The organism is Devosia sp. YR412, from assembly GCF_900110945.1.
Lineage (GTDB): Bacteria > Pseudomonadota > Alphaproteobacteria > Rhizobiales > Devosiaceae > Devosia.
This window is the reverse complement of record NZ_FOFL01000006.1, coordinates 112,563-124,853: the sequence shown is the minus strand read 5'-3', so window position 1 is coordinate 124,853 and position 12,291 is coordinate 112,563. Positions and strand designations below refer to the sequence as shown.

The following is a 12,291-nucleotide window of genomic DNA, read 5'->3' as shown; positions in this document are numbered from 1 at the left end:
AGCCTAGGCCCTTGGTGCCGCTACCGAATCCCGCTCGACCAGCGGGCATTCCAGCTTGACCAGCGGATAGCGCCGCCCGTTTGGCGAGACCTCGTCCAGCTGCTCGACGATCCAGTGCCCCATGGCCCGATGCGGCAGGATGGAGGTGGTCAGCCGCGGATGCAGATGCCGCGAGATTTCCTCATCATCATAGCCCACCACCGACATGTCGGTGGGGATGCGCAGCCCAGCTTCCTTCAGTGCCTCATAGCAGCCGATGGCCGTCCGGTCGTTCTGGCAGAAGATCGCCGTCGGCGGTTCGGCCAGCTCCAGCAGCCGGCGCGTCGCCTCATAGCCGGCACTGGCCGACCAATTGCCCTCGATCACCAGCGCCGGATCATAGGGAATGTCGGCGGTGGCCAGCGCCCGGCGATAACCCTTGAGCCGGTCCTGCGCCGCCTCCATCCAGATTTCCCCGGTAATGGTGGCAATGCGCCTATGGCCCTTGTCGATCAGATGCCGCGTGCTGCGCTGCCCGCCGGCAATCTCGCTCGGCACGACGGCCGGAAAGCCCTGGTCCGGCGTATAGCAATTGAGCAGCAGCACCGGGATATCCAGCGACCGCAGCTGCGCCGGCAGCTCCACTTCGCGGGTGAAGATCGTCATATAGACCAGCGCCGAAACGCGCTGTTCGACAAAGGTGCGGATCAGCTCGGCTTCCAGTTCGGCATCGCTATGCGTCTGCGCCACCAGCACCAGGTCGCCCGCCGGTCGCGACGCCTGCGTCACCCCCTCGATCGCCACCATGGCCTCGGGACTGGTGGCCAGTTGATCAACCACAAAGCCGATCCGCCGTCCCGCGCTCAGCATGGTCAGCGGCTGCGTCACCGGCGGCACCAGATAACCCAACCGCCGCGCCGCCTCGAACACCCTCTGCTTGGTCTCGGTCGACAGCTTGATCCCCGGCGCATGGTTGAGCACGAAAGACACCGTCGCCTGCGAACAGCCAGCCTCGCGCGCCACGTCGGTCATCGTCACCCGCCGCCCACCCCCGCGCTTCGCTTTTAAAACTGCCGTATCCACCGCAATGCCAGCCCCAGATTGCCTCTCGTCAATTAATACCGATGAGCAGATATTATCAAGTATTACCGACGCGGGTCGATTTTCGTGGCTAGGCGCTTCTGCACGGCCGTTCTATAGCTGACCCATTCGACAGGACCCGGTGAAAATCCGGGTGGCTATTCCGGCCGCCAATCCGCCGGACCGCGCAAATGCTGCACGTATCGCGTGACCTTCTAAGGCCCGGCGTGTATTGCGAGACTCCAAGACATGCAACTCTCCTCCCTCCGCCGCGACTGGGCCGCCAACCCCACGCGCGAACTGCTCGCCGGTGCCGTCGCCACCTTCGCGCTGATCCCCGAAGTGATCGCCTTTGCCTTTGTGGCGGGCGTCGATCCGCAGGTCGGGCTGTTTGCCTCCTTCATCATCGGCATTGTCATTGCCTTTGCTGGCGGGCGCCCGGCAATGATCTCGGCTGCCGCCGGCTCGGTGGCGCTGGTCGCGGCGCCTCTGGTGCATAGCCACGGTCTGCCCTATCTGCTGGCCGCCGGCGTACTGGCCGGTCTGCTGCAGATCCTGTTCGGCATTCTGCGTCTGGGCGTTTTGATGCGCTTCGTCTCGAAATCCGTCCGTACCGGCTTCGTCAACGCGCTGGCCATCCTGATCTTCTGGGCCCAGATGCCGCATATCATCGGCGGCTCCTGGCTGACCTATGCCGTGCTGGCGGCAGGCCTCGTGGTGATTTACCTGGTGCCGCGGCTGACCACGGCCATCCCATCTCCGCTGGTCTGCATCCTCGTACTGACCATTGCCTGCGTTGCCTTCAACCTGCCGGTGGAGCGGGTTGCCGACCTTGGCCGCCTGCCGGAGTCGCTGCCGTTTTTCAGCTGGCCGTCGGTGCCGCTGACCCTTGAAACGCTGATGATCATTGCCGGTCCGGCCGTCGCCATCGCCATGGTTGGTCTACTCGAATCCATGATGACCGCCAGCGTCGTCGACGATTTGACCGACACCACCAGCTCGAAAAACCGTGAATGCTCCGGCCTCGGCGTCGCCAATGTAGCCTCGAGCCTGTTTGGCGGCATCGCCGGCTGCGGCATGATTGGCCAGACCGTGAGCAATGTGAAATACGGCGGTCGCGGCCGGCTCTCGACGCTGTTCGCCGGGGCGTTCCTGCTGATCCTGATGGTGGCGCTCAAGCCTTGGGTATCGCAGGTGCCGGTGGCGGCGCTGGTCGCCATCATGGTCATGGTGTCGATCGACACCTTCGACTGGTCATCGCTGCGCACGGTGGTGGTGCATCCCAAGATGTCGAGCGCAGTGATGCTGCTGACCGTGCTGGTCACCGTGTTGACCTCGAATCTGGCGCTGGGCGTAGCCATTGGCGTGGTCTTGAGCGGCGTGTTCTTCGCCTTCAAGGTTGCGCGCCTGCTGCAGGTCGAGACCACGCGGGACGAGGGTGGCGCCGCCATCACCTATCGCGTTTCGGGCCAGGTGTTCTTCGCCTCGGCCGACGCCTTTATCGACGCTTTCGACATCTCTGCCGCCGAAGGAATGTCGGTGGAGATCGATGTCAGCCAGGCCCATTTCTGGGACATCACGGCGGTTGGAGCGCTGGACAAGGTGGTCCAGCGCTACCGTGCGCATAAAATTGAGGTTCGCGTCACCGGCCTCAATGCCGCCAGTACCACGCTGATCGACCGGCTGGAGGCCAATGGCGCGGCGAGCTGATGCTAGGCCTGGCTGCGGCCGGCAATATGGCCGGCCAGATAGTCGGCGTCGTGCCAGACGCCCCAGATGAAGGGTGAGGCGCGGCGGGTCAGCCAGGGCAGGCCGAGGAAATAAAGGCCCGGCACGGAAGTGACGCCCTTGTCATGCACCGGGCGGCCCTTGTCGTCGAGCGCATCGAGTTTGAGCCACGAGAAGTCCACGGCATAGCCGGTGGCCCAGACGATGGAGGTGATACCGGCCTCGGCCAGGTTGAGCGAGAGGATCGGATCGGTGATGCAGATGGAGTCCGGCGTCACCTTGCGCGCTTCGGGCTCTTCCGGCAGGTCGAGACCCTTGGCAGCGATATAGGCATCGGCCTCGTCGAGCACCGAGAGGTAGTTGGCGTCGCCCTTGTCGAGGTTATCGACGAGGTCGGGGGCGACCGTCATCACGCCATCGGCAAAGCCCTGGGTGCGACCGAGCAACATCATGCCGCGCGAGGCGAATTCGCGGAAATCCACGGTGTGGCCGCCGCGGGCGCCGCTGACCGAAATGGTGACATGTTCCATTCCGGGGCCGCGCGTCGTGGCGTCCCAATGGCCAAGCACGCCGAGCCACCAGCAGAAATCCTTGCCGCGATAGGCACGCGGCGGCCGCTCGTGCGGGCCGACCGCGAGATAGACCTGGCGGCCGGAGCGTAGCAGTTCGTCGGCAATCTGCGCACCGGATGAGCCGGCGCCGACAACGAGAACAGCGCCTTCGGGCAGCTGGGCGGGATTGCGATAATGGTTAGAGTGGATCTGGTGGATGCCGGCAGATTCAGGCACCACCGCCGGAATGATCGGGCGCTGGAATGGGCCGGTCGCGGCGACGACATTATTGGCCTCGATGACGCCTTCGGAGGTTTCGACGCGGAAGCCGCCATCGGCCTTGGGCTCGACCGACTTGACCTCGACGCCGCAGCGGATCGGCGAATTGATCTGCTGGGCATAGGCCTCGAAATATTGCACCAGGCGATCCTTGGACGCGAAGCCATCGGGATCGACATCGTCAAAGGTCAGGCCGGGGAAGCGGTCGTGCCAGGCCGGGCCATTAGCGACAAGCGAGTCCCAGCGCGCCGTGCGCCAGCTTTCGGCGATGCGGCTGCGCTCGAGCACCAAATGGCTGACGCCGCGCTTGCCCAGATGCTCGCTCATCGCCAGTCCGGCCTGGCCGCCGCCAACCACGAGTGTATCGACCGTTTCAACTGACATGAGGCTCATCTTTCAGATTGCGTGACATGGCGCAGCAGAGGCGCGTTGCCCTTGGTTTAGGGGAGGGGGGCAAACGCGAAAATTATGATTTATTGCGGCTTGGATTAGCCTGCCCCTAACCGGCTGGCTGATCGAAAAGGCGTTCCATTAGAACGCACTAGCGCCCTGACCAATCGGGAGGAAATGTCAGGGCGCCAGTGCTGGGCATGCTGGGACGAAACGGCGCAAAGGACGGAGGGACGCATCCTTCGCGGCCCTGATCATTCGTCGCCGGGCACGCCGTAGCTTGGTGCGCGGGTGGGATCTTCCGCCCGCTGCACATAGGCGGAAGCCTGGGGCTGATAGACCATCCAGGCGGCGCGCAAATCCTCGATCGGCGTATCGGACCAGTCGATCCGTAGATCGACCAGCGGCCAGCTCAGGCGGTCAGCGACCTTGATCCCGGCCGAATAGACCGGACCCGCTTCGCCGCCGGCGGCAAGGCCGGCTTCCAGCGCCAGCATCAGCCGTTCGGCGAGGTCGCCGGTCGAGGCTTCGAAGGCCGCGACCATGGCGGCCGGGATCTGGTCGGACGAAAGGAGATTGCCACCGGCGGCACAGTCCGTGCCCATGACCGAGCCCCAGACGCCGAGCACCTGCTTGCCGGAATGCAGTGCCACGCCGCCATGGCGATCCACCACCAAGAGCTGGCGATAGTCGATATGGTCCTGGTTGGCGATCACCTCGGTCAGCGCCTCCTGAGCTGTCCGGCCACTTTCGAGGCGGTCGAGCAGCAGAGGTCCGAGCGCCGGATCGGTGACATTCTGGCTGGCCACGGCGCCGACGCCGGCCCGCACATGGGCGCAGCGCGCCGCCACGGCCGGCGAGGACGAGGAGACGACCATGCCGAACTGGCCGGTGCGGGCGCAGCGGCCGATGAGCGAGAAGGTCATGCCAACTAGTCCGGGATGACGGCGGTGGCGTCGATCTCGACCAGCCATTCGGGGCGGGCCAGGGCGGTGACGACCACGCCGGTCGAGACCGGATAGACGCCCTTGATATATTCGCCCATGGTCTTGTAGACGGCCTCGCGGTGGCGCACGTCGGTCAGATAGACGACGACCTTGCAGACATGCTCCATCTGGCCGCCGCATTCTTCGACCAGCTGCTTGATATTCTGCATCACCTTATGGGTCTGTTCGACCGGATCGTGGCTCTCGATATTCTTGCCGCCATCGAGCTCCTGCGGGCACTGGCCGCGCAGGAAAATCGTCGTGCCGCGGGCGACCACGGCCTGCGACAGGTCATTATCCAGTTTCTGCTCGGGATAGGTTTCCTTGGTGTTGAACTTGCGGTGACGAAGGTGAGCCATCTCGGTGTCCTCTGGAATGCATGGCCTGTGGCCAATTGACCGCAATATCGCTGAGCCGCGACCGGGCGAATATCAGCGATTGCCTCATCGCTGATTAGGTTTGGCCTAAGCTTGCCGCTCAGCCATGGGTAGAAAACTGCGAATGGGCGGGTGCGCGCTGCGCTGCTACATCCTGGCCAGACCCTGCCCTGGACGACACAGATGACCCGCACCCTTAAAATTCTCGAACGTCTGATCGCCTTTCCCACGGTGAGCAAAAGCTCCAACCGGGCGTTGATCGCCTATGTGACCGGCCTGCTCGACGAGGCCGGGATTGCCTGGGAACTGGCCGAGAGCGAAGACGGCATGCGGACCAACCTCTTTGCCACCGTGGGGCCACGCGACCGCGGCGGGGTAATGTTGTCGGGCCATACCGACGTGGTGCCGGCGGCGGGGCAGGTCTGGTCGCGCGATCCTTTTGCGCTGCATGTGGAGGGTGGGCTCTGCTACGGCCGCGGCACGGCGGATATGAAGGGCTTTGTCGCTGCGGCTATCGCCATGGCGCTCGAGGCCAGCAAGCGGGAGCTGAAGACACCGCTGCATCTGGCACTCTCCTATGACGAGGAGATCGGCTGCGTCGGTGTGCGGCGGTTGCTGGATGTGTTGCGGGACCGCAATCCGCTGCCAGCCTTTTGCATCGTCGGCGAACCGACGGGTATGCAGATCGCCACCGGGCACAAGGGCAAGGTGGCGCTGCATGCGACCTGCCACGGTCATGCCGGGCATTCGGCGCTGGCGCCCAAGGCACTCAATGCTCTTCATATGGGCGCCGATTTTCTCGGCGTGCTGCGGCACGAGCAAGCGCGGCTGGCGACGGATGGCGCGCAAGATGGCGCCTATGATGTGCCCTATAGCACAGTGCATGTCGGGGTGATGCGGGGCGGCGAGGCGCTCAATATCGTGCCGGATCGTTGCGATATCGACTTCGAAATCCGCAATCTGGCGGAAGATGATCCCAAAGTCATCCTGGCGCGGATCGCCGAAGGTGCAGAGGCAGTCGTCGCGCCATGGCGTGTGGATTTCCCGCAGGCGGCGATCGAGATCGCAGAGGTCAATGCCTATCCGGGGCTCGATACCGAGCAGAACAGTCCACTGGTGCGGCTCATGCAATCGATCCTCGGGCCGCAGAGTTGGACCACCAAGGTCGCTTTCGGCACAGAGGCAGGATTATTCAGTGACGAGTTGGGCATTCCCGCGGTGATCTGCGGGCCGGGGCATATGGATCAGGGCCACAAGCCAGACGAGTTCATCGCGCTCGACCAGCTCGCGGCCTGCGACGCCATGCTGGCACGGCTGCTGGATCGGCTGGAAAACGGCATCTGATTGACGCAGCCTGCTTAAATTTGGTGCAGACGAGGCATCGGTTCGGATTTTCTGAAGCCACGGCACGAGAAACTCTAATTCTCTTTCTGCCGTCCTATTCGATATACCACAAATTAGGCACTGGCGCCCGCTGCGCAACAAACGTGCTGAGGGCCAGATTGGCCGGACGAGGAATGCAATGGACGTCAATCCGGGTTTGATCGCTGGTGCTTTCGATGGGCTGATTGGCGCCATGACTCTGGATGAAAAGATCCAGCTCGTCTCGGGCCGGCACATGTGGAAGACCGCCGCCATCGAGCGCCTGGACATTCCCTCCATTGTCATGACCGACGGCACCTATGGCGTGCGCTATTCGGTCGACCAGATCGACGGCGACCAGCCCGGCGGCCAGGATTTTGCGGCCTTCCTGTCGGTGGTCAACCAGAAGGCCAATGGCGTCGAGATCGCCTTCGGCACGATCAACTCCGCCACCTGCTTCCCCAATGGTTCGAGCGTTGCCTGTTCCTGGGACCTGGAACTGCTGCGTGAAATGGGCGATGCGCTGGGCCTTGAATGCCAGGAATATGGCGTCGGCCTGCTGCTCGGACCGGGCATCAATATCCGCCGCACGCCGCTCGGCGGCCGCAGCTATGAATATTATTCCGAAGATCCGATGCTGACCGGCGATCTGGCCGCGGCGCTGATCAATGGTTTGCAGGGGCAGGGCGTTGGCGCTTCGCTCAAGCATTTTGCCGCCAATAATTCCGAGATCGAACGCACCAGCATGGACTCGCTGGTCGAGGAGCGCGCCCTGCGCGAGATCTACCTGCGCAGCTTCGAGCGCGCCATTGCCCAGAGCCGTCCCTGGACGGTGATGACCTCATACAATGTGCTGAACGGCGTGCAGGCTTCGGAAAGCCCGTGGCTGCTGAGCACCGTGCTGCGCGACGACTGGGGCTATGATGGCCTCGTGGTGTCCGACTGGCACGGCATCAAGGATCGGGCGGCTTCATTGACCGCCGGCAACGATTTGGACATGCCCGAGAGCGGTAAGCGCAAGCAGGATCTGCGCGCGGCGATCGACGCCGGCGACGTTTCTGTCGATGTGCTCGACACCTCCTGCCGCCGCGTGCTGGAACTGGTGCGCCAGGCGCTGGCCGGCGCACGCAAGGGCGTGACCTTTGATCGTGCCAAGCACCATGCGCTGGCCCGCAAGATTGCCGGCGAATCCATCGTCTTGCTCAAAAATGACGGCATCCTGCCGATCGATCCGCAGGCCAGCCTCAAGGTCGTGGTGATCGGCGCAGGAGCCGAGGAACCGGTGATCCAGGGTTCGGGCTGCGCCACCACGACGCCGACGCAGGTCGATGCGCCCTTGGCAGAAATCCGCAAGCTTGCAGGTAGCAATCTGGTGTTTAGCTGCCATCAAGGCTTCAGCGATGACCTGTCGCTGGCCGCCGATCTGGCCGAAGAAGCCGTTCATGCCGCCCGGTCTGCTGATCTGGTGCTGATCTTTGGCAGCACGGAAGTCGGCTATGACGGTGAGGGTTCGGATCGCCGCAACCTGTCGCTGGCACCGGGCCAGGATGGGCTGATCGCCGAGATTGCGCAGATCAATTCGCGCACCGTGGTGGTGCTGTCCAATCCCGATGCCATCACCATGCCGTGGCTCGATGATGTTGCGGCCGTAGTGGAAACCTTCTTCTCCGGCCAGGGCATGGGCGGTGGCGTCGCCGATGTGTTGTTCGGCGTGGTCAATCCGTCGGGCAAGCTGACGGTAACCTTCCCCAAAAAGCTCGGCGATGTGCCCGGCTTCCTGAGCTATCCCGGCGAAAACCGCCGCCACGTCTATAGCGAAGGCATTTTCGTCGGCTATCGCGGCTATGACGCGCGCGACACCGAGCCGTTATTCCCCTTCGGCTTTGGCCTGAGCTACACCCAGTTCGCCTATAGCGACGTCACGCTCGACAAGGCCGAATTGCGCCCGGGCGAGACGGTCGCCGTCAGCTTCACGGTGACCAATACCGGCACCCGCGCCGGCAAGGAAATCGCCCAGGTCTATGTCGAGCGGCACGATGCGCGCCATGTGACGCCGCCGCGCGAGCTCAAGGGCTTTGCCAAGGTTGCGTTGCAGCCGGGTGAAAGCAAGATCGTGACGGTCTCCATCCCGGTCGATGACCTGCGGGTCTATGATGCCGGGCTTGGCCGCTGGGTGCTCGACAATGGCGCGTTGACGCTGCATGTCGGCGCCTCGTCGCGTGACCTCAAGCTCGCCGCGACGGCCACCTGCGTTGCGAGCGAAGGGCGTTATCGTCCGATCCAGCGCGATACGCAGCCGATCTTCATGCTCAACAATCCACCGGCGCGCCGCGTCTTCCGCGAGTTCCTACAGGCTCGCCTCGCTATCGCCGAAGGCGAAGCCGAGGACATGCTGGAGCATTGTGCCAATTCTTTCATCGGCCTGTTCACCACCTTCGAGCGTCGCTTCCGCATCCAGTTCACGGAAGCCGATATTGCCCAGGTGCTGGCCGACATCGACCGTGCCGTGGCCGAGGACGCCAAGTCCAATGCCTGAGCGGGTCCAAACCAATTCTCAGTCCGGCGATGCGCAGCGCCGGGCCAGGAAGTCGAAGGCATCGCGCAATGCCGCCGACATCTGACTGAAACCTCGTTTGCTATTGTTCCTGGAGGGAACGGATGACCAAACTGAACATGAACCGTCGCACGCTGCTCAAGTCCAGCGCCGGCGCTGCCATTGCCCTGGCCGCCCCCGCCATCTTCACGCGCCCGGCTTTCGCCGCTGACGCGCTGACCATCGGCGACACCGGTGGCCCTTATGCGGAAGCCTTCCGCCTGGCCTTCTACGACCCCTTCGAGGCCGAAACCGGCATCCGCATCAACAATATCGTGCTGAGCCCCGATCCGGTGCCGCAGTATCAGATGCTGGTCGACACCAGCTACTACCTGATGGACGTCAGCGTCATGACGCCCGAGCACATCGATCGCCTCAACCGCGAAGGTGACTATTTCGAGCCGCTGAACCTGCCCAATATCAACCCGGCCGACTTTGTCGGCGGTGCGATCACCGACAAGTTCGCCGCCGTCTACATGTTTGCCATCTCGCTCGGCTATCGTACCGACACGCTTGGTGAAAACGCGCCCAAGTCCTGGGCCGATTTCTGGAACACGACCGCCTTCCCGGGTCGCCGTTCGCTGTATCGCAGCCCGATCACCACGATGGAAATTGCGCTGCTGGCCGATGGCGTCGCGATCGACGAGCTCTACCCGCTCGACATCGACCGTGCTTTCGCCAGCCTCGACAAGATCAAGAGCGAAATCGCCGTCTGGTGGACGAGCGGTGCCCAGGGCACCCAGCTGCTGCAGAATGGCGAAGTCGACATGCTCAACATCTGGAACACCCGTGCCCAGACCGCCATCAACGATGGCGCTCCGGCTGCGATCTCCTGGGTTGAAGGCCACTACAACCTCGGCGGCTGGACCATTCCCAAGGGCTCGCCCAAGGCTGACATGGCCCGCAAGTTCATCGAGTACACGCTCGATCCGCAGCGTCAGGCCAAGTACACCGAAATTCTGGCCGTCTCGCCGACCCACCTCAAGGGCTATGACTTCGTTGCCGAAGACAAGCGCGGCAACCTGCCGACCGCCCCGGGCCATATCGAAAAGCTGCGTCCGCTCGACAACGCCTATTGGGGCGAAAATCTCAATGCTGTCACCGAGCGCTTCGAAGCCTGGCTGCTGAGCTAATCTGACCCCTTTGGACCGGGCGCTTCCCCCGGCGCCCGGTCCATTTTCAAGGAATTCCGATGGCCGACACGACCTCTCCGCTGCCCATGCGCCAGGCCACCGGGCCGACGGACAAACGGCGTTTCTCGCTCGACAGCATCAGCCTCGCCGCACCCGGCGGGCTGTTCCTGATCGTCATGCTGGCCATCCCGACCCTGTCGCTGATCGGCCTGAGCTTCCAGAACATGGATGGCGCCTTCTCGCTCTCGGTCTATGAGCAGATGTTCGGCGCCAAGATCTATGTCGACGTTTTGCTTAATACCTTCGGCATCGGCTTCCAGGCGACTGTGCTCTGCCTGCTGTTCGGCTATCCGGTGGCCTATTGGTTGTCGCGGCTAGAAGATCGTCCGCGGCGCTTGGCCATGTGGTTCGTGCTGCTGCCGTTCTGGACCGGCGCCCTGCTCAAGAATTTCTCCTGGATCGTGCTGCTGGCGCGCAATGGCATCGTCAATTCCGTGCTGCAGTCGATGGGCATGGAGGCTCCGGCCGACCTGCTGTATCAGCGCGCCACGGTGATCTTTGCCGTCGCTCATACCATGATGCCGCTGGCCATCATGACCATGCTGCCCTCGATGCTTTCGGTCGATCGCACGCTGGTGCCGGCCTCGCGCACGCTCGGCGCCAAGCCGATGCAGTCCTTCTGGCGCGTGTTCTTCCCGCTCTCCATGCCGGGCGCCACCGCCGCGGGCCTTTTGGTCTTCGTCAGCTCGATCGGCTTTTTCGTCACCCCGCAATTGCTGGGCGGCCCGCGCGACACGGTGATCGGACAATTGCTGATCACCCAGGTGACGCAGATGCTCAATTGGCGGTTGGCCGGCGCCATCGCCACCATGCTGCTCGCCGTGACGCTGATCTTCTGCCTGGTCTATGACCGCCTGTTCGGCATTTCCTCGGTCACCGGCGGCACCTCTGCGAAAATCTCGACCGGCCCGGCTCGCGATTTCGGCAACCGTGTCATCGCGCTGGTCGCCTATATCGTCACGGCAATTTCCGAGGCTTTTGCAAAGGTGCTCGGCGGCTATCGCTTCGGCTGGCTGCTGCCCGCCATGGCCGTCATCACCATGCTGGTGCTGCTGGTGCCGGTGGTGGCTTTCATCCCGATGGCTTTCGGGGAATCCAGCTTCCTGCAATTCCCGCCGACCGGCCTGTCGATGCGCTGGATGGAGACCTATTTCACCTCGCCGATCTGGATCGATGCGACCATCCGCTCCTTCTACATCGCTTTGGCCTGCGCCGTGCTGACCGGCCTGATCGCGGGCATGGGCGGCTATGGCGTGGCGCGCAGCACCGGCAAGCTCGGCGGCGTCGCTTTCATGGGCTTCATGCTGCCGATGATCGTGCCCAATATCGTTATCGCCGTCTCGCTGGCCTATTTCTTCGCCAATATCGGCCTGCTGGCGACCGACATCGGCATTATCCTTGGCCATGTCGTCGTGTCGCTGCCCGTGGTGTTCATCATCGTCCTGACCACCTTCAAGGCGCATGACTGGCGGCTCGACCAGGCGGCTTCGACGCTGGGCGCCAACCGCTTCCAGGTGCTGCGCCACATCACCTTGCCTCTATGCAAGGGCGGGCTGGTGGCCGGTTTCCTGTTTGGCTTCCTGCACTCCTTCGACGAGCTGACCATTGCCATGTTCGTCGGCGGTGGCCTGCGCCAGACCCTGCCCAAGCAGATGTGGGACGACGTGATCCTCTCCGTTAGCCCGACCCTTGCCGCAGCCTCCCTCGTGGTTCTCCTCGTAGTAACCGTCCTTTTCGTCCTCGCCGAAGTTGCGCGCCCGCGCGCCTGATCGA

Annotated in this window: 9 protein-coding genes and 1 other annotated feature; of the genes, 5 read left to right on the top strand and 4 right to left on the bottom strand. The window is 63.4% G+C overall.

The window, feature by feature from the left end; translation table 11 throughout:
* Positions 1-3: 3 nt before the first annotated feature.
* Complete coding sequence (locus BM045_RS17075; protein ID WP_092185423.1) at positions 4-1,011, bottom strand: LacI family DNA-binding transcriptional regulator; 1,008 nt, start codon at positions 1,009-1,011, stop codon at positions 4-6.
* 180 nt (positions 1,012-1,191) lie between these two features.
* Positions 1,192-1,247: a sequence feature (sul1 is cis-regulatory element that is thought to sense ions involved in sulfur or methionine metabolism; They are found in Alphaproteobacteria), on the top strand.
* A 61-nt stretch (positions 1,248-1,308) separates the two neighbouring features.
* Between BM045_RS17075 and BM045_RS17070 the strand changes: the two genes are divergently transcribed.
* A complete protein-coding gene (locus tag BM045_RS17070) occupies positions 1,309-2,769 on the top strand; it encodes a SulP family inorganic anion transporter (protein WP_092185421.1) in 1,461 nt (486 codons plus the stop codon).
* Positions 2,770-2,771: 2 nt separating this feature from the next.
* Here the strand turns inward: BM045_RS17070 and BM045_RS17065 are convergent, their stop codons facing one another.
* The 3 genes from BM045_RS17065 to BM045_RS17055 all read right to left on the bottom strand — a co-directional run bounded on the left by BM045_RS17065 (position 2,772) and on the right by BM045_RS17055 (position 5,352).
* Complete coding sequence (locus BM045_RS17065) at positions 2,772-4,001, bottom strand: flavin-containing monooxygenase (protein ID WP_092185419.1); 1,230 nt, start codon at positions 3,999-4,001, stop codon at positions 2,772-2,774.
* 260 nt (positions 4,002-4,261) lie between these two features.
* Positions 4,262-4,933 carry a DUF1028 domain-containing protein gene (locus BM045_RS17060; protein ID WP_092185417.1) on the bottom strand — a complete coding sequence of 224 codons (672 nt, stop codon included), beginning with the start codon at positions 4,931-4,933 and terminating at the stop codon, positions 4,262-4,264.
* A 5-nt stretch (positions 4,934-4,938) separates the two neighbouring features.
* Positions 4,939-5,352: a RidA family protein gene (locus tag BM045_RS17055; protein ID WP_092185415.1), complete on the bottom strand. Its 414-nt coding sequence runs from the start codon at positions 5,350-5,352 to the stop codon at positions 4,939-4,941.
* A gap of 201 nt (positions 5,353-5,553) precedes the next feature.
* Here BM045_RS17055 and argE point away from each other — a divergent pair, with 201 nt between their 5' ends.
* The 4 genes from argE (at position 5,554) to BM045_RS17035 (ending at position 12,287) form a co-directional block, all read left to right on the top strand.
* Positions 5,554-6,714 carry an acetylornithine deacetylase gene (gene argE / locus BM045_RS17050; RefSeq protein ID WP_092185413.1) on the top strand — a complete coding sequence of 387 codons (1,161 nt, stop codon included), beginning with the start codon at positions 5,554-5,556 and terminating at the stop codon, positions 6,712-6,714.
* A 178-nt stretch (positions 6,715-6,892) separates the two neighbouring features.
* On the top strand, positions 6,893-9,268 hold the full coding sequence (locus tag BM045_RS17045; protein WP_244523037.1) for a beta-glucosidase: 2,376 nt from the start codon (positions 6,893-6,895) through the stop codon (positions 9,266-9,268).
* A 122-nt stretch (positions 9,269-9,390) separates the two neighbouring features.
* Complete coding sequence (locus BM045_RS17040) at positions 9,391-10,458, top strand: ABC transporter substrate-binding protein (RefSeq protein WP_092185411.1); 1,068 nt, start codon at positions 9,391-9,393, stop codon at positions 10,456-10,458.
* 59 nt (positions 10,459-10,517) lie between these two features.
* Complete coding sequence (locus BM045_RS17035) at positions 10,518-12,287, top strand: ABC transporter permease subunit (protein ID WP_244523036.1); 1,770 nt, start codon at positions 10,518-10,520, stop codon at positions 12,285-12,287.
* Positions 12,288-12,291: the final 4 nt, after the last annotated feature.

Excerpts from the sequence above, each read along its gene's own strand:
- argE (WP_092185413.1), top strand. The coding sequence starts at position 5,554 with ATGACCCGCACCCTTAAAATTCTCGAACGTCTGATCGCCTTTCCCACG.
- BM045_RS17035 (WP_244523036.1), top strand. The coding sequence starts at position 10,518 with ATGGCCGACACGACCTCTCCGCTGCCCATGCGCCAGGCCACCGGGCCG.
- BM045_RS17065 (WP_092185419.1), bottom strand. The coding sequence starts at position 4,001 with ATGTCAGTTGAAACGGTCGATACACTCGTGGTTGGCGGCGGCCAGGCC.
- BM045_RS17045 (WP_244523037.1), top strand. The coding sequence starts at position 6,893 with ATGGACGTCAATCCGGGTTTGATCGCTGGTGCTTTCGATGGGCTGATT.
- BM045_RS17055 (WP_092185415.1), bottom strand. The coding sequence starts at position 5,352 with ATGGCTCACCTTCGTCACCGCAAGTTCAACACCAAGGAAACCTATCCC.
- BM045_RS17070 (WP_092185421.1), top strand. The coding sequence starts at position 1,309 with ATGCAACTCTCCTCCCTCCGCCGCGACTGGGCCGCCAACCCCACGCGC.
- BM045_RS17060 (WP_092185417.1), bottom strand. The coding sequence starts at position 4,933 with ATGACCTTCTCGCTCATCGGCCGCTGCGCCCGCACCGGCCAGTTCGGC.
- BM045_RS17075 (WP_092185423.1), bottom strand. The coding sequence starts at position 1,011 with ATGACCGACGTGGCGCGCGAGGCTGGCTGTTCGCAGGCGACGGTGTCT.
- BM045_RS17040 (WP_092185411.1), top strand. The coding sequence starts at position 9,391 with ATGACCAAACTGAACATGAACCGTCGCACGCTGCTCAAGTCCAGCGCC.